This is a genomic window from Rhodococcus sp. NPDC049939 (genome assembly GCF_040656415.1).
In the GTDB taxonomy this organism is placed as follows: domain Bacteria; phylum Actinomycetota; class Actinomycetes; order Mycobacteriales; family Mycobacteriaceae; genus Rhodococcus_F.
In genome coordinates, this window is the sequence record NZ_JBFAMC010000004.1 from 358,795 (window position 1) to 374,693 (window position 15,899).

Sequence of the window (15,899 nt, forward strand, 5' to 3'; positions counted from 1 at the left end):
TCGGCCTTCGGCTGCTGTCACATCGACGTGCTGAACTCGTAGCCTGCAAACCTCTCGTCCACCTGCTCGGCAGTCAGTCCGAACTCCTCGAGCGTGTATTTGTGTGAGGGCCGACGGTCACCGCTGCGGCTTTCGGCGTGCATCGCCTCCATCTTGGCCTGGGCCTGCGCACTCAAATCGAGACCGAAGTGCTTGTAGACCCCTTCGACGGTGCCGAGTGGATCGGCCACGAAATCGTGGTAGTCGACGTCGATGAACTGGGCGGGGTCGTGGCGGGCGCGAGCCTCGGTGAATTTGTCGAGTCCTCGGGCCCACAGTTCGAGTTGGCTCTCGCCGATGACGCTACCCCGGAACTTCTCCGACCAGCCGCTTGTCGCCTGTTCCGCGAGGCTGCATACGGACGGGACAACGGTGCGCGGTGGACGGTGGGTCTGGATGATCAGCGCATCCGGATACACCGCCAGCAGTTCGTCGAGCGCGAACAGGTGACTGGGGTTCTTGAGAACCCAGCGACGGTCCTGATCGGGAAGCCCGATCAGTTGGAGATTCTTCTTGTGCCTCTGGTAGGCATTGGTCCAGTCTTGTCGCTCGAGCCACGCCGAGTATGTGGGCAGATGGGCAAGGCATTCGTACGAGATCGACTTGAATGTCTGCCGCAGCAACTGCCAGCATTCCTCTACCTCACTTGCCGACATGTAGTGCACACCCATGAACTCGGGTCGCTCGACGTGGTGCCGGCCGAAACCCTCCTCGATCTTCTGGAACACGGGATTCGATGCCCAGCTCTCGCGCGGTGGCCGTGGTTGGGGCATCTCGGTCAACCACATCTCGAGACCCTGATTCGACGGGTCTGCGGTGAGCAGTCGGTGCAGAGCTGTGGTTCCGGTGCGGGGAAGTCCGGTGACGAAGATCGGCCGCTCGACCTGTACGTCTGCGTACTCGGGGTTGCGCTTCCACGCCGCTTCGCTGAGCAGGCGTGCTACCAGAGCACCGCGGAGAAAGACTCGGGACACTTTGCTGCCGAGCGGTGTCAATTGCTCGTCGCGGCGATAGGAGTCGAGCAAGACGCCCAGAGCCTCGGTGTAGTCATCGGTGCCGAAGTCGTCCAGTCCCGACAGTCGGGTCGCCGACGCGTGGAGATCGTCGACGGTGCCGACGGTGGTGCGTTCGCTCATGGTTTACGCTTTCCGATCGCTAGTGGTGGAATTCGCCGCAGTTGACATCGAGACACTGACCGGTGATCGCAGTCGCCATCGGCGAGGCGAGGAAGATCACCGCGTCCGCGATCTCGTCTGTCTCGGGTAGGCGTTTCAGGTCGGTGTTCGCGGCGGTGTACTCGTAGATCTGATCCACGGTGGTGCCGTACTTCTCGGCCTGGTGGGCGAAATACTGTTTCAGCGTGTCGCCCCAGATATACCCGGGAGCAACGGAATTGACGCGGATCCCTTGCGGTCCCAGCTCTGTCGCGAGCGACTGGGACATGGCGAGGAGGGCCGACTTGGCGATCTTGTAGCTACCGTACCGTTCCTGGGAGTGCCTCAACACCATCGAGTTGATGTTCACCACGGCGCCCGCCGTCTCGGCGAGGACTGGCGTGAACAACTGTGTGAGGCGCAACGCCCCGAGCACTGTCAGTTCGAAACTGCTACGGATGTGGTCGAAATCGGTCCGGGCCAGCGGTTTCATCGACGGCACCGAGAACGCGTTGTTGATCAACACATCTACCTTGCCGTAAGCGTCGACGGCTGCGGACACAAGGTTCTCCGCCGAAGTTCGGTCGGTGATATCGGTCGGCACCGTCACCGCCCGTCGGCCCAGGGCGACGACATCCTTGGCTACCTTCTCCAGCCGTGGGGCGGTGCGGGCAGCCAGCACCACGTCGGCTCCGGCGCCGGCGCAGCGGACGGCGAGCGTAGTCCCCAAGGCAGGCCCGACACCGGATATGACGACCACTTTGTCCTGCAACAGATTCGATGCGGTCATCGTGGTCACCCCAGCATCCGGTCTGCTATCGCGGCCTGACGTGCGGCGATACGTACGGCGAAGTCCTGCGATGAAATCTTGTTGGTATCGAAATAGGGCAAATTACTGCGGATTTCGTCGAACGGCACAACCTCGATATGGGGACCGTCGTCGGGAGTCAGTTCACGGGAGGTCCGTTGCCAGCGGAACTGAAGGTAGCCGCGGAGGTGGCCCACCGTTTCGATCCAGTTGGCAATGCCCGGATTTCGCTCGCTGACGACGAGTCGGATGTTGCCGTCGGGATCTACCTGTGACTGTGAAACGTTCAGCGAAGTCTGGTGGTTGATGTAGTCGAGGGAGATGTACCACATGCTGCCCAGCTGAAATCCCTGGTAGGGCACGTCCGCTTTCGGAACGGTGATGACGATGGCCTCGTCTTCGGAGAGTTCGTAGTGCCCGACAGACGAGTATTGTGTGGCCAGCCCCCCGGGTGTCAGTCGCGGTTCGGTCATAGTATTCACCGGAAGGTTCAGGTAGAACCATTCCGGGAACTTGAGCCAGGTCTTCACCCTCGAGACGAGAGCCCTGCCCGCACGTGTGTAGCGTTTCTCGACCGACTCGCGGGTCAGTGGGTCGGGAGCCGTACCCGCGGTGTCGGCGCGAGCGATCCGGATAGTGCCGCGTCGCTGGCTCCAGTCGCTGTACACCTCGCGGACCACCAGCTGTGACGAACCCGGCGCGAGCGTGAAGTAATTGCGAAGGCCCGGTTTCTGGTCGGGGCCGAACCGGACCTCGAAGGATCCGTCGGGCGCGATGTCGATCGCGCGGTCATCGAACGCCGAGACGCTGCCGGGAACTTCTGCGGCCGTGTAGTTTCCGCTGAGGACCTGAAAGCTCAGATCCGCGGTAGTGCCTCGAACCCCAGTCACGACGTACTCGATGTCGTCGTTGATCCTCGCGCCGAAATACAGAGTGTCGGGGTTGTCGAGGCCCATCTTCATGTACGGTCCGGTGCCCGAGATGAACGTAGGGTGCGACCGTTCGGTGGCCCAGGCCGCGTGCGTGGTGGCGAGTACGCCACCGGCGAGGTACTGGTAGCCCTCGAGTAGGTCCTGTTCGGTGCGGATGTGGGGTGCGCTTTCGATCAGTTTCTCGGCCTCGGCCATGGCGTCGGCAAATGAGTCGGTCAGCACGCCGTGCTCCTCACGATGGGTGGTACAAATATGTACCTACATGGTAGAAACGGTAGTGGAACTGACAATAGAACGCGTTCTAAGGAGTGGTCAATGGGGCACGACGACGAGAGGGCGGACAAGGTTCGAGGGCGCCGTTCGCCGCCCACTGAACGCGTCGTGCAGGTGCTCGATTTTCTGGTGGCGCGCAAGGAAGACCGATTCGGATTGTCGGAGCTGGCCCGGCATCTCGATATCAGCAAACCGACATGTCTGGGAATCCTGACCGAACTCGTACGCGGAGGCTATCTCGTCCGCGATCCGGCCACGAAGTCTTATGGGCTGGGACCTGCGCTGATCGCGGCAGGTCGCGCGGCTCAACAGGGCTTCGCTGCCGGGTCTGTCGCGCACGCGCATCTTGCTGCGCTGACCGACGAATTCACAACCACGTGCACGGCGTCGGCTGTGGTCGGCGACCGAATCGCCGTACTCGAACTGACCAGTCCACCCGGCGTGCGCACCGCCGTCAAGGTCGGCGAGATGTATCCGTTTGCACCGCCTGTCGGGCTGATGTATGTGCTGTGGGACGGCGACGATGCGCTGCAATCATGGCTGCGGAGGGAACCGACCCTGCCGGTTCGCCTCGACCGGGAGCGCTTGCGCAAAGTCGTGGACCAATGCTCTCGCAGGGGATACCTCGTGGAAACCCTCACTCCAGTCGGGCAGCAGTTGCACACGCTCATGGCTGGGGTGGCGGCGCATCACCTGCCGCCGGAATTGCGTGCACTGCTCGGTGAGATGGTTTCCAGTCTGGGGGAGCGTGTGTACCTGGATGCGGAACATGCGGATTCGGCGGAGCCGCATCCGGTCAGTCTCATTGCCGCACCGACATACGACGCCGACGGACATCAGGCGATGGTTCTGACCTTGTATGTCGGTGCTGAACTCGGCTCCGCCGAAATCGCACGCAGAGGTAAGGCGCTCGCGGCGGCGGCAGATGCGATCACGGCAGAGGTGGGTGGGCGCAGGCCTCGTTGACGAAATAGGCATTGACCAAAATCTGAAACACGTTCTATTCTCGGAAGCGTAATCATTTTCGACCGAAGGGGTCCAAATATGGACCACTAGCCGGTATGACACTCGCACCGAGGAGTCGCCTATGAGTACATCGACTACACCGCCCCTGTACGAGTTGTCTCACCTCGGCGCGCTCGAGGCTGAAGCCGTTCACATCTTCCGTGAGGTGGCCGCCACGTTCGAGCGTCCGGTACTGCTGTTCTCCGGTGGCAAGGACTCGGTGGTGATGTTGCACGTCGCGGCAAAGGCGTTCTGGCCCTCGCCGCTTCCGTTCGCGGTCATGCACGTCGATACCGGTCACAACTTCGACGAGGTCATCGAGTTCCGTGACCGCACAGTTGAACGCCTCGGCCTACGGCTGATCGTGTCGAGTGTCCAAGACGACATCGACGCAGGCCGAGTAAGCGAAGAGACGGGGCCGCACGCCAGTCGCAACAGACTTCAGACCACGGCGCTGTTACGGAGCATCAGGGACAACAAGTTCGACGCAGTCTTCGGCGGCGCCCGACGTGACGAGGAGAAGGCCAGGGCCAAGGAGAGGGTCTTCAGCTTTCGAGATGCAGACGGGCAGTGGGAGCCGCGGGCCCAACGACCCGAACTGTGGAGCCTGTACAACGGCCGGCATCGCAAGGGTGAGCACATCAGGGTGTTCCCACTGTCGAACTGGACCGAACTCGACGTCTGGCAGTACATCAGCGAGGAGCGAATCGAATTGCCCTCGTTGTATTACGCGCACCGCCGGCAGGTTGTGCCGCGCGACGGGATGCTGTTGGCACACACTCGGTTTCTCACGCTGCTTCCCGGGGATGAGCCCTACGAAGCGCTCGTACGGTTCCGGACAGTCGGCGATGCCACCTGCACGGGGTGCGTCGAATCGTCAGCAGAGAGCGCAGAGGCCGTAGTAACGGAGGTAGCGGCTAGCAGGCTGACCGAACGCGGCGCCACACGCGCTGACGACCGGATCTCCGAGGCCGGTATGGAAGACCGCAAGAAGGAAGGCTACTTCTGATGCCGCAGCTACTGCGCGTCGCGACAGCGGGCAGCGTCGACGACGGCAAGTCCACACTCATCGGCCGCTTGCTCTACGACTCGAAGGCGATCTTCGAGGACCAACTCGCGGCCGTGGAGCGTACGAGCCGTGAACGTGGAGACGAACACGCCGACCTTGCTCTGCTCACCGACGGCCTGCGTGCAGAGCGCGAACAGGGCATCACGATCGACGTTGCCCACCGCTACTTCGCAACTCCGAATCGCAAGTTCATCATCGCGGACACGCCAGGGCATGAGCAGTACACGCGGAACATGGTGACCGGCGCCTCGACAGCGGACTTGGCGTTGATTCTCGTCGACGCCCGCAAGGGAATCCTCGAACAGACTCGGCGCCACGCTTTCATCGCCAGCCTTCTCGGAATTCCCCACCTCGTGCTGTGTGTCAACAAGATGGACCTCGTCGGGTGGTCCGAGGAGCGGTTCGAGGAGATCAAGGAGGAGTTCAGGCAATTCGCGATCAAGCTGGAGGTTCACGACCTGACGTTCATCCCGGTATCGGCACTACGCGGCGACAACATAGCGCAGCGGACGGTCAACATGCCCTGGTACGAGGGTGCATCACTGCTGCACTACCTCGAACAGGTGCATGTGGCATCCGATCGCAATCTCATCGATGCCCGGATCCCTGTTCAGTATGTGGTCCGTCCCGGGAAGCAGAGCGATCCCGCGCTGCACGACTTCCGCGGGTACGCAGGCACAGTCGCCAGTGGTGTGTTCAAGCCGGGCGACGAGGTGGTGGTGTTGCCGTCGGGATTCACCTCCACCATCAGCGCTATTTGGGGACCTGGCGGCACGGCCCTGAGCGAGGCTTTCGCACCGTCTGCGGTGGCCGTGCAACTGTCTGATCATGTGGACGTCAGTCGCGGGGACATGCTGTGCCGCCCCAACAACCGTCCACTTGTCGGGCAGGAGCTCGACGCGATGGTCTGCTGGTTCAGTGAACGGTCCTCGTTGAAGCCGGATGCCCGCTATACGCTGCTGCACACCACTCGCGCTACCAAGGCGTCCGTGGTCCGACTGGACTACCGACTCGACGTCAACACGCTGCACCGCGACGAGACAGCGCGGTCGCTCTCACTCAACGAGATCGGGCGAATCCAGCTGAAGACGTCTCAACCGTTGATGTTCGACCCGTACCGCCGCAATCACGCGACCGGCAGTTTCATTCTCGTCGACGAGTCGACGCACAATACGGTTGCTGCCGGCATGATTACTGGACCGACGCTCTCTCAGTCCAAGGTGGTGTGGCACACCGCGGCGATAACGCGGGAGGAGCGGGCCACCCGTGGGCGCACGGTCTGGTTGACCGGGCTTTCCGCCTCGGGAAAATCGACGGTCGCGGTGGAACTCGAGCGGCGCTTGGTCGCATCCGGTGTACCCGCCTACCGTCTCGATGGAGACAATCTGAGGCACGGTCTCAACTCGGACCTGGGGTTCGGCGCGGAGGACCGCGCGGAGAACGTGCGACGAGTCGGCGCGGTTGCGCAACTACTTGCAGACTCCGGCGTGACCGCAATCGCGTCGCTGATCAGCCCGTACCGTGCGGACCGGGATCGCGTGCGGGAAGAGCATCGCGCCGCGGGTCTCGAATTCCTCGAGGTGTTCGTCGACACGCCACTGGAGCAGTGCGAGGCGCGGGATCCCAAAGGAATGTACGCAAAAGCCCGAGCGGGCGAGATCACCGGGTTCACCGGGGTGGACGACCCGTACGAGGCCCCTGACAACGCTGAACTGGTGCTTCGGCCTGAGGACGGCACGCCGACCGAACAGGCCGCGAAAATTATGGAATTGTTTGAGACGTGACTTCTGATGCACGACTCGCTGCCGACATCGCGTCCGGTGCCGGAGCCCTGCTTCTGGATATCCGGGACGCAGGGCTGGGATCCGATGCGCGTGAGCTCGGTAGGCGTGGCGACGTCGCCGCCGACGCATACATTCTCGGCAAACTTTTCGCGGAACGTCCCGACGATGCGATCCTTTCCGAGGAGTCCACCGATGACCGCGCACGGCTGGAGAGTTCGCGAGTGTGGATCATCGACCCCCTCGACGGTTCGAGGGAATACGCGATACCGGGGCGCTCGGACTGGGCGGTACACATTGCGCTGTGGGAACGCGGTCGCGGCATCACCGCCGCTGCGGTCGCGCAACCCGCGTTGGGTGCCGTCTACGCCAGCGATGACGACTCTCACGCCGTGCATGCCGCGGCGATTCCTGCGCGTCCGCGCATCGTGGTGAGCGAGAGTAGACCGCCCGACTTCATCGGCGCCGTCGCGACCGCGGTCGGGGCCGAGGTCTCGACCATGGGTTCGGCAGGCGCGAAGGCGATGGCCGTGCTGCGCGGCGACGTCGATGCCTACGTCCATTCCGGTGGACAGTGGGAATGGGACTCGGCGGCGCCGGTGGGTGTTGCCACGGCTGCTGGACTCCACTGTTCGCGAATTGATGGAAGTCCCATGAGCTACAACGAATCACACCCCTATCTCCCTGATCTTCTGATCTGCCGACCCGAGTTGGCGGAGCCCCTGCTCGAGGCTATTGCCGAGCACGCCGGCGACGCGGCCGACACGGGGCGCGTCGCGATGGCCCGCGCATACATCGATGCGCTCGTGAGCCACGACGCAACCAAGGTGCGTCTCGCCGAGAATGCGTGGCGGGTTGAGAACGGCAGGCGTACTGGTGAGTCAGGGCAGTTCATTCGGGACGAACTCGAGAACGGTCCGCAGTACCAGGCCATTCAGGCCGTGCGTGAACTCTCGTTCCATGAATGGGGCGAGAACGTGGTGGCCCGATTCCTGCTCGATCTCGGGTCGACGCCGAGCGACGTCACGTCGGTTCGGATCACGGAGCATTTCATGATTCCGGCGGGGGAGATCGAGTCTGTCATGGCCATCATCGAACCGTCTGCCGCTAGCGACAAGGAGAGCTGATGACACCGGATCAACTGATCACCCAATTCTGTGCCGAGTGGGCCGAGCCGGATCCGGCGAAGATCGCGGAGTATTTCGCGGAAGATGCCGTGTATCACAATATTCCGATGGATCCAGTCGCAGGTCGTGAGGCGATCCGTGAGTTCATCACAGGGTTCATCTCGGCGTTCGGCGGTATCGACTTTCGGGTGCTGCGGCAGGTCGCCGGCGGCGGGTTGGGTACCGACGCCGAGCAGTCGAGCGGTGTGGTGATGAATGAACGGATAGACGTATTGAATCTGGGTGAGAAGGTCGTCGAACTGCCGGTCGTCGGCGTATTCGAGATCACCGACGGGAAGATCACGAATTGGCGCGACTACTTCGACATGGCTCCGATCCGGTCCGTAATGGGTGGGGAATAGTCAGAGAGACACTGCGTTCGATCAAGTTCCACAGGTGGATGCGGCAACAGGCAGCGAACTGAGGCGCTGCGTCCGAGGCTCGATGGAATCCTGACGACACTCCGGCTAAATGTTGACGTCAATTTCAAGTTGGCCCTACCCTTACCCGAGGATTATGACGACAGTCACACCCGGAGAGGGCAAGCCTTCATGACCCAGATCAACACTGTCCGCGGTCCGATCGACAGTGCGGAACTCGGACGCACCTACATGCATGAGCACGTGTTCGTGCTGACGCCGGACGTGCAACAGAATTATCCGGACGAGTGGGGGAGCGAGGAGGAGCGGGTCTCGGACGCGGTGGCGAAGTTGCGGGCGCTCTCCGAGCAAGGTGTCCGAACAATCATCGACCCGACCGTGGTCGGTCTCGGCCGCTACATTCCGCGCATTCAGAAGGTCGCCGAACAGCTACCTGAATTGAATATCGTTGCGGCAACCGGGCTGTACACCTTTGACGATGTGCCCTTCTTCTTTCACTATCGAGGTCCTGCGCTCGACGCCGTGGTCGGCGCGAAGGTTCCCGACCCCATGGTCGACATGTTCGTGAAAGACATCGAGGAGGGAATCGCCGACACGGGTGTTCGCGCGGGGTTGTTGAAGTGCGCGATCGACGAGAAAGGGGCGACGCCGGGGGTCGAGCGGGTGATGCGGGCGATCGCGGCGGCACACTTGCGTACCGGGATACCGATCACCGTTCACACCCATCCCGGCAGTGAGACAGGCCTGCACGTCAAGCGTGTGATGTGCGACGAAGAAGGGGTGCGACCTGACCGGATCGTGCTCGGGCACAGCGGCGACAGCACCGACGTGGAGCATCTGACCAAACTGGCCGAGGCTGGTTTCATCCTCGGGATGGACAGGTTCGGGATCAACCTCGACACGACGTTCGAAGCGCGCGCCGAGACGCTCATCGAGATGTGCCGTCGAGGATTCGCCGGTCAGATGGTGTTGTCTCAGGACGCCTCCTGCTATATCGACTGGATCGATCCCAACGTGATGGCGGCACTGCCGCAGTGGCACTACCTCCACATCGAGAACGACGTGCTTCCCTACGTCAGAGAGCGAGGTGTGACCGAGAAGATGATCACCGAAATGCTGGTGGAGGCGCCTCGAAGATACTTCGAGAAGGTTGACGTTCACTGACATGGCGAGCCCGCGAACCGCGCATCCGGCGCCGGCTACAGCACGGGGTGTGCGCACCCGTGACCGACTCGTCGCGGCAGCCCGCGTGGTTTTCGAGCGCGTGGGCTATCTCGATGCACGCCTCGTCGACATCAGTAAGGAGGCCGGACTCTCTACCGGTTCGTTCTACACATACTTCCCCAACAAGAAGGAAGTATTTGCGGCCGTCGCCGAGATGACGCAGAACGATCTTCTGCACCCGGGTATGGAGCGGGTGGCGGACGAGGGTGACGTTCACGCGGTCGTGGAGGCGAGTATTCGTGCCTACCTGCATGCGTGCCACCGGAACGCGCGACTGCTGGCCGTGCTGGAGCAGGTTGCGCACGTCGACCCTGACTTCCGTGAGCTGACCCGCCAACGGGACGAGGAGTTCTTCCGTCGTAACGCGCGGTCGATCGCCGACCTACAGGCCCGTGGTCTCGCAGACGCGTCTCTGGACCCGATGCTGACGTCGAAAGCGTTGTCCGCGATGGTCGGAAGGGTGGCCTACGGCTACTTCATCGGACCGGTGACCGAACAGGATTCGGTCACGATGGATCAGCTGGCCGCCGGTCTGGCACGCATGTGGACCAACGCACTGCGGATTCCGGACCGCGCCCGAGGCCGATAGACGTCGGGAGCGTACATAACTCCCGGTATGTTCGGCGAACTTCGCCAGCGTACGGGCATTACTCGTCAGTAGGCGAGTTTCGTTGGCGCGGGGAAGATTTCACGATTCGTCTCAAACTCCCGAATTCCGACATTGTTATTGACATCACATCGCCGTTCGAACACACTGGTCGAACATTCACTGAGTTGAAGTTGGCGTCAGGTTCTAAAACGTCGTGCAAGTCCGTACGTAGACCTACTCGAGGAGTGATCGGATGACTACATCTGCGGTGCAGCCGGGCACCGACGCGGAAGCGCAACGCAAGCGCAGGCATCGAAAACTCCTGGCAGCGGGACTCTTCGGTAGCTCGATCGAGTGGTACGACTTCTTCCTCTACGGCACCGCCGCTGCCCTCGTCTTTCCCCAAGTCTTCTTTCCCGAGCAATCGCCGCTCATGGCCACCCTTCTCTCGTTCAGCACGTTCTGGGCGGGCTTCGTCGCCCGACCGATCGGCGGAATCGTGGCGGGGCATTACGGCGACAAGTACGGCCGCAAGCCGGCCGTGGTCGTCAGCCTCCTGGCCATGGGTCTCGCGACGTTCCTCATCGGCTTGCTTCCTGGTGCGGCAACGATCGGCGTTGCTGCGCCGATCATCCTGGTCCTCCTCCGGTTCGTTCAAGGTCTCGCCTGCGGCGGCCAGTGGGGCGGAATCGTCCTCTTGCTTACCGAGTCGTCAGGTCCGAAGCGCCGTGGGTTCTCCGGGACATTCGGGCAAATGGGTGTGCCGTTCGGCGTCGTGCTCGGGAATGCGGTGCTACTCGGTGCCACCGGGGCACTGTCGAACGAGGCCTTCCTCAGCTGGGGCTGGCGAGTCCCCTTCTTGGCGAGCGCGCTCCTGTTCCCGATCGTGCTCTACATCCACAACAAGGTCGAGGACACCCCTGAGTTCCGTGAACTCCAGGAAGAGGCGAAGAAGAAGGCGGAGGCCGTTGTCAACGCGCCTCTGGCACAGGCGATCAGGAACCACTGGCGCACGATTCTGCTTGCATGCGGGTTGCTGGCGGCCACCAACGCACTGTTCTACATCTCCATCGCCGGTGTGCTCGCCTACGGCACAGAGGAACTGGGCATGAGTCGCAACGACATGCTCGCAGTCTCCCTGCTCAGCGCCGGGCTCACCATCGGGGTGGTGCTGTGGTCCGGGCACATCTCCGACAAGATCGGGCGCCGGCCCATGATCCTGATCGGCGCGGCCGCCATCGTGTTGTGGGCGTTCCCGTACTTCATGTTGGTCAATACCACCAATATCGTGCTGTTCTTTGTCGCCGTGACCGTCGGTAGCATTTTCCAGTCCATGACATACGGGCCGGTTGCCGCGTATATCGGCGAGCTGTTCGCACCAAACGTCCGGTATTCGGGGGCGTCGATGTCGTACCAGCTCGCGGCGGTCACGGTTAGCGGTGGTACTCCGTTCATCATGACCGCGCTGATCGCCGAGACGGGAAGCACCGTCCCCGTTTCGATCTTCATCGCACTGATGGGGCTCGTCACGCTCCTGAGCGCATGGAAGCTTCGTGAGACCAACCCCGCCGAGGTCCGCAACGATCCCACCGCAGTTCCGGGCGCGCACCTGCACTGACGCGTATGGATGGCAGATCCGGATGCCGCCCCGCCTTCGCTTGTCCGCGTAGGCGGGGCATGCATCAGTCGACCGTCACATTCGTGAACCGATACCAGTTGCTGCCGATGTTCTTCATTCCCAACCTGCTGAACCCGGGAGGCGAACCGTTGGGAGAGTAGACCCACCCCGGGTTCGATCGTGCCAGCGGCCCATTTCGCGCATCGTGGAAGTAGACCTCACCGGCATGAGTGGCGTAGGCATACTTGATGTCGAGACGACCGATTCTCAGGTCGGTGAGGTGCGTCCGCCCGGGTTCGGAGAGTAGATACTGAGCAACCTCTTCGAAGCCCGATCTGGACTGCTCGAACGTTGGACGACCGGTCAGCGAGGCTATTACTGCCACGGCCACCACCGTCGGGTAGGCGATGAACCACCACGTCCATCGGCGGTGCCAGGAACTCGCCAGCACGGACAACGTCAGCCATGCCCCTCCGGCCCCGATCAGCACCATTACGGCGGCGCCGATTGCGATCGGGACATTCTCGCCCGCGGGCCACAGATTCCACGACGCCACAACGAGAAGAGCAGCGGCAACCAGGGTGACTACCAATATTGCGACGTCAGGGAAAAACCTCCGTCGGCGCGACCGGAATTCTGACGCGCTCACAGACAAGAGTTCTCCTATCCTTCGACACCGCGCGCGCAACTGACTGCCGCAGGGCACACCAGTTCTCACTGTTCATGGTTATCGATCGCTGATCTTCAGCACCAACTTTCCGGTGTTGGCACCGTCGAACAGCATCGTGAGCGTGCGGCCGAATGCCTCGACTCCTCCGGTCTCAACCTGCTCCCGCGTGACGATCGCACCGGTTCGAATCCAGTCCGACATCGCAGCCATGCCCTCCGGGAACCGGTCGAGGTAATCGAAGACGATGAACCCCGTCATAGAAGCCCGGTTGACCAGCAGTGAGAGATATCGCGATGGGCCGGGTTGCGGGTCGGTGGCGTTGTAACCAGAGATCGCACCGCACAGCGCGACCCTCGCGTTCTTGCGAAGGTGAGCGAGAGCAGCGTCGAGGATTTCGCCGCCGACGTTGTCGAAGTAGAGGTCTATGCCGTCCGGTGCAGCGGCATGTAGGGCCTTGACGACTGATTCGGACTTGTAGTCGATCGCGGCGTCGAAACCCAGTTCGTTTGTGAGCCAGGCGCACTTCTCTCGGCCGCCGGCGATACCGATGACCCTAGCGCCCTTCAGCTTCGCGATCTGCCCGGCGATGCTCCCGACCGCTCCCGCTGCACCCGAGATGAGCACGGTGTCGCCCTTCTCGAGCTTGCCCACGTCGGTGAGACCGAAATACGCTGTCATGCCCGGAAATCCAAGCGCGCCGAGCCATGTTGGTGCAGGTGCCAGCGAATCGTCCGCGACGACTACGTCGCGGCCGTCGGACAGAGCGAATTCCTGCACCCCGAAGGGTCCGGTGACGAGCGTACCGACGGGGAATGCTGCGTTCTCCGACGTGATCACCCGGCCGACGGCGTGTGTGCGCATGACCTCGCCGATCTGGACCGGCCGTACATACGACTTCACGTCGTTGAGCCATCCACGCATCGCGGGGTCGAGCGACACGTAGTCAACTTGCACGATGAACTCGCCGGCCGAGGGTTGGGGTATCGGTTCGGACGTGATTTCCCAGGTGGAGTCGTCGGGTCGTCCAATCGGACGCTTGGACAGTCGGACCTGGCTGTTTGTGGATGCCAATGTGTTCACCTCTCGGGTACTTCGGTGGGCAGCGTGTCTCTGCGCAGTGCCGCCCTGTCGATCGAGCGTTTGAGGATCTTGCCCGTGGATCCCTTCGGTAGGGTGTCGACGATCGACACGATCCGGGGAACCTTGTACGCGGACAGCTTTTCCCGCGCCCAGCTGACCAATTCGGCGCTGTCGAATTCCGCGCCGGGGACGGTGGCCACCACGGCGGCTACCTCTTCTCCGTAGTAGTCGTCCGGCACGCCGACCACCGCGGCCTCGACGATCTTGGGGTGCGCGTAGAGGACTTCTTCGACTTCGCTCGGGTACACGTTGTAGCCGCCGCGGATGATGAGATCCTTCACTCGGTCGACGATGCGCAGGTTTCCGTCCGCGTCGGTCTCACCGAGGTCCCCGGTACGCAACCAACCGTCCGCCGACAGGACCTCGGCGGTGTCGGACGGCCGGTTCCAGTAGCCCTTCATAACGGTCGCACCCCTCACGAACACCTCACCGACGGTGCCGGGCGGGCAGATGAGACCGTCGTGGTCCATTACGGCGACCTCTGTGCGTGGTACAGCGCGTCCCGTGTAGCCGATCTTGCCACCGTGGTCGATGTCGTCGAACGTGCCGAAGGCGGTGGTTTCGGTGAGCCCGTACCCCTCGAGGATCGTGCAGCCGAATCGCGATTCGAACTCGCGCGCCACCTTGCCGGGCAAGGACGCGCCCCCGGAGATTGCGATGCGCAGGCTCGCAAAGTCCTGCGAGTCCGCGCCGTCCGCGGCATGCAGCATCGCATTCCACATCGTCGGCACGCCGGCCATGATCGTGAGACGATCACGTCGCAGCATGTCGAGCATCGCTGTCGGATCGAAGCGGGCGAGCAGCGATAACGACCCGCCGCCGGTGAACGTGGCCATCATGACCGAAGCCTGGCCGAACACGTGGAAGAGGGGAAGTCCGGTGCCGGTTCGGTCCTGGTTAGAGCCGCGACTGCACTCGATCCCGATCTCGCCGCCCGACAACAGGTTTCCTACGGTGAGCTCCGCACCTTTCGGCCGTCCGGTCGTACCGGACGTGTAGAGGATGGCGGCGGTATCGCCAAGTTCTCGGTTGGAAACAGCTCCCGGCGCATTGCCCGCGGTCGGGGCGTCCCGAGTCAGTGCCCAAACAGGGATGTCCAGTGCTGTGGCGGCATCACCGACCGCAGGTCCGAGTTCGTGCCAGACGATGGCAAGCGAGACGCCGGCATCGGTGAGGACGTACTCCGTCTCGGGTCCGGTGGACATCGTGTTCACCGGGACCGCGACGCAGCCCGCAGCCTGGATTCCCATGTATGCGATTACGAACTCGGGAACCGAAGGCGCGGCGAGGAGGACCCGGTCACCGGCGCAGAGGCCAGCATCGGCGAGGGCGCCGGCGTAGCGGACGGCCGCGGTGAGCAGCTGTCGGTAGGTCAGGGCGCTGTCCGAGCCCCGAAGTGCAATGTTGTCGGGAGTGGTGTCCGAGTGACGGCGCACCGGGTCGATCACATTTGGCATGCTTCAACCTCCGAGTCGACTGTGATCTTGGATCATCCGCGCGTGCGGGTCAATCGTTGGCGGGTCGGTCTCAACTCGCGGATGTGGGGCCTGCCTCGACAACACGTGCGACGGACTCGGAGACGACCACCGGCTTGTCGGATCCTTCGCGCTCGACGACCTGCTTCGTCGTCACCTGGATTCCGCCGCTGACCTGCTCGGCGGACAGCACGGTTGCGCGCATCCGAATCCGGGAACCGACCGGCACAGGAGCGGGGAACCGCACCTTGTTGTAGCCGTAGTTCAGAACCTGTGCGAAGCCGTCGAACCGCAGCAGTCGTGAAGACAGGGCCGGTCCGAGAGACAGGCTGTACAACCCGTGCGCAATAGTCCCGCCGAGGGGGCTGGCGGCCGCCCGTTCGGGATCGACGTGGATCCATTGGTGGTCGCCGGTGGCATCGGCAAAATCGTTGATTCGTTCTTGGGTGACATCGTGCCACTCGGTGGGTCCCAACTCCTTGCCGATCAATTCGGTCAATTCGTCGGCACTCGACGGGCGGACGGGCAGTGCGGTGGTGTCGATCATCTGTCTCCCTTTGCTCCGGTGGTGTGCGG

Annotated in this window: 15 protein-coding genes; 8 read left to right on the forward strand and 7 right to left on the reverse strand. The window is 62.6% G+C overall.

Annotated elements, in window-relative coordinates:
• Window positions 1–17: 17 nt before the first annotated feature.
• The 3 genes from AB0I57_RS16625 to AB0I57_RS16635 are packed head-to-tail and all read right to left on the reverse strand — an operon-like array spanning window position 18 to window position 3,155.
• Complete coding sequence (locus AB0I57_RS16625) at window positions 18–1,175, reverse strand: sulfotransferase (protein ID WP_358337347.1); 1,158 nt, start codon at window positions 1,173–1,175, stop codon at window positions 18–20.
• Between the two features lie 19 nt (window positions 1,176–1,194).
• The gene (locus AB0I57_RS16630) at window positions 1,195–1,983 is read right to left on the reverse strand and encodes an SDR family oxidoreductase (protein ID WP_358337350.1); all 789 of its coding nucleotides are present in this window, start codon (window positions 1,981–1,983) and stop codon (window positions 1,195–1,197) included.
• A gap of 5 nt (window positions 1,984–1,988) precedes the next feature.
• Complete coding sequence (locus tag AB0I57_RS16635; protein ID WP_358337352.1) at window positions 1,989–3,155, reverse strand: hypothetical protein; 1,167 nt, start codon at window positions 3,153–3,155, stop codon at window positions 1,989–1,991.
• Between the two features lie 93 nt (window positions 3,156–3,248).
• On the opposite strand from AB0I57_RS16635, the gene AB0I57_RS16640 reads away from it, so the two are divergent.
• From AB0I57_RS16640 to AB0I57_RS16675, 8 genes are all read left to right on the forward strand, one after another.
• Window positions 3,249–4,172, forward strand: coding sequence for a helix-turn-helix domain-containing protein (locus tag AB0I57_RS16640; protein ID WP_358337355.1), 924 nt, complete (start codon window positions 3,249–3,251; stop codon window positions 4,170–4,172).
• Between the two features lie 121 nt (window positions 4,173–4,293).
• Complete coding sequence (cysD, locus tag AB0I57_RS16645; protein WP_358337358.1) at window positions 4,294–5,220, forward strand: sulfate adenylyltransferase subunit CysD; 927 nt, start codon at window positions 4,294–4,296, stop codon at window positions 5,218–5,220.
• On the forward strand, window positions 5,220–7,064 hold the full coding sequence (cysC, locus tag AB0I57_RS16650; protein ID WP_358337361.1) for an adenylyl-sulfate kinase: 1,845 nt from the start codon (window positions 5,220–5,222) through the stop codon (window positions 7,062–7,064). Before cysD ends, cysC begins: the two co-directional genes overlap by 1 nt.
• The gene (locus AB0I57_RS16655) at window positions 7,061–8,188 is read left to right on the forward strand and encodes a 3'(2'),5'-bisphosphate nucleotidase CysQ (RefSeq protein WP_358337365.1); all 1,128 of its coding nucleotides are present in this window, start codon (window positions 7,061–7,063) and stop codon (window positions 8,186–8,188) included. The genes cysC and AB0I57_RS16655 overlap by 4 nt, the downstream gene beginning before the upstream one ends.
• The gene (locus tag AB0I57_RS16660; protein ID WP_358337368.1) at window positions 8,188–8,589 is read left to right on the forward strand and encodes a limonene-1,2-epoxide hydrolase family protein; all 402 of its coding nucleotides are present in this window, start codon (window positions 8,188–8,190) and stop codon (window positions 8,587–8,589) included. Before AB0I57_RS16655 ends, AB0I57_RS16660 begins: the two co-directional genes overlap by 1 nt.
• A 189-nt stretch (window positions 8,590–8,778) precedes the next feature.
• Window positions 8,779–9,771 carry a phosphotriesterase-related protein gene (locus AB0I57_RS16665; RefSeq protein WP_358337371.1) on the forward strand — a complete coding sequence of 331 codons (993 nt, stop codon included), beginning with the start codon at window positions 8,779–8,781 and terminating at the stop codon, window positions 9,769–9,771.
• Window position 9,772: 1 nt separating this feature from the next.
• Window positions 9,773–10,420, forward strand: a complete 648-nt coding sequence (locus AB0I57_RS16670) for a TetR/AcrR family transcriptional regulator (RefSeq protein ID WP_358337374.1) — start codon at window positions 9,773–9,775, stop codon at window positions 10,418–10,420.
• A 253-nt stretch (window positions 10,421–10,673) separates the two neighbouring features.
• Window positions 10,674–12,038: an MFS transporter gene (locus AB0I57_RS16675; RefSeq protein WP_358337377.1), complete on the forward strand. Its 1,365-nt coding sequence runs from the start codon at window positions 10,674–10,676 to the stop codon at window positions 12,036–12,038.
• A 64-nt stretch (window positions 12,039–12,102) separates the two neighbouring features.
• Here the strand turns inward: AB0I57_RS16675 and AB0I57_RS16680 are convergent, their stop codons facing one another.
• The 4 genes from AB0I57_RS16680 to AB0I57_RS16695 all read right to left on the reverse strand — a co-directional run bounded on the left by AB0I57_RS16680 (window position 12,103) and on the right by AB0I57_RS16695 (window position 15,870).
• Window positions 12,103–12,687, reverse strand: a complete 585-nt coding sequence (locus tag AB0I57_RS16680; RefSeq protein ID WP_358337380.1) for a hypothetical protein — start codon at window positions 12,685–12,687, stop codon at window positions 12,103–12,105.
• A gap of 78 nt (window positions 12,688–12,765) precedes the next feature.
• On the reverse strand, window positions 12,766–13,779 hold the full coding sequence (locus AB0I57_RS16685) for an NADP-dependent oxidoreductase (RefSeq protein ID WP_358337383.1): 1,014 nt from the start codon (window positions 13,777–13,779) through the stop codon (window positions 12,766–12,768).
• 5 nt (window positions 13,780–13,784) lie between these two features.
• Window positions 13,785–15,305 carry an AMP-binding protein gene (locus AB0I57_RS16690; protein ID WP_358337386.1) on the reverse strand — a complete coding sequence of 507 codons (1,521 nt, stop codon included), beginning with the start codon at window positions 15,303–15,305 and terminating at the stop codon, window positions 13,785–13,787.
• A 70-nt stretch (window positions 15,306–15,375) separates the two neighbouring features.
• Window positions 15,376–15,870, reverse strand: coding sequence for a MaoC family dehydratase (locus tag AB0I57_RS16695; RefSeq protein ID WP_358337389.1), 495 nt, complete (start codon window positions 15,868–15,870; stop codon window positions 15,376–15,378).
• Between the last annotated feature and the right edge of the window lie 29 nt (window positions 15,871–15,899).

Bases quoted from the DNA above. Each gene is read 5' to 3' on its own strand.
- AB0I57_RS16670 (WP_358337374.1), top strand. From the start codon at position 9,773: ATGGCGAGCCCGCGAACCGCGCATCCGGCGCCGGCTACAGCACGGGGT.
- AB0I57_RS16625 (WP_358337347.1), bottom strand. From the start codon at position 1,175: ATGAGCGAACGCACCACCGTCGGCACCGTCGACGATCTCCACGCGTCG.
- AB0I57_RS16665 (WP_358337371.1), top strand. From the start codon at position 8,779: ATGACCCAGATCAACACTGTCCGCGGTCCGATCGACAGTGCGGAACTC.
- cysD (WP_358337358.1), top strand. From the start codon at position 4,294: ATGAGTACATCGACTACACCGCCCCTGTACGAGTTGTCTCACCTCGGC.
- AB0I57_RS16675 (WP_358337377.1), top strand. From the start codon at position 10,674: ATGACTACATCTGCGGTGCAGCCGGGCACCGACGCGGAAGCGCAACGC.
- AB0I57_RS16695 (WP_358337389.1), bottom strand. From the start codon at position 15,870: ATGATCGACACCACCGCACTGCCCGTCCGCCCGTCGAGTGCCGACGAA.
- AB0I57_RS16630 (WP_358337350.1), bottom strand. From the start codon at position 1,983: ATGACCGCATCGAATCTGTTGCAGGACAAAGTGGTCGTCATATCCGGT.
- AB0I57_RS16690 (WP_358337386.1), bottom strand. From the start codon at position 15,305: ATGCCAAATGTGATCGACCCGGTGCGCCGTCACTCGGACACCACTCCC.
- AB0I57_RS16640 (WP_358337355.1), top strand. From the start codon at position 3,249: ATGGGGCACGACGACGAGAGGGCGGACAAGGTTCGAGGGCGCCGTTCG.
- cysC (WP_358337361.1), top strand. From the start codon at position 5,220: ATGCCGCAGCTACTGCGCGTCGCGACAGCGGGCAGCGTCGACGACGGC.
- AB0I57_RS16660 (WP_358337368.1), top strand. From the start codon at position 8,188: ATGACACCGGATCAACTGATCACCCAATTCTGTGCCGAGTGGGCCGAG.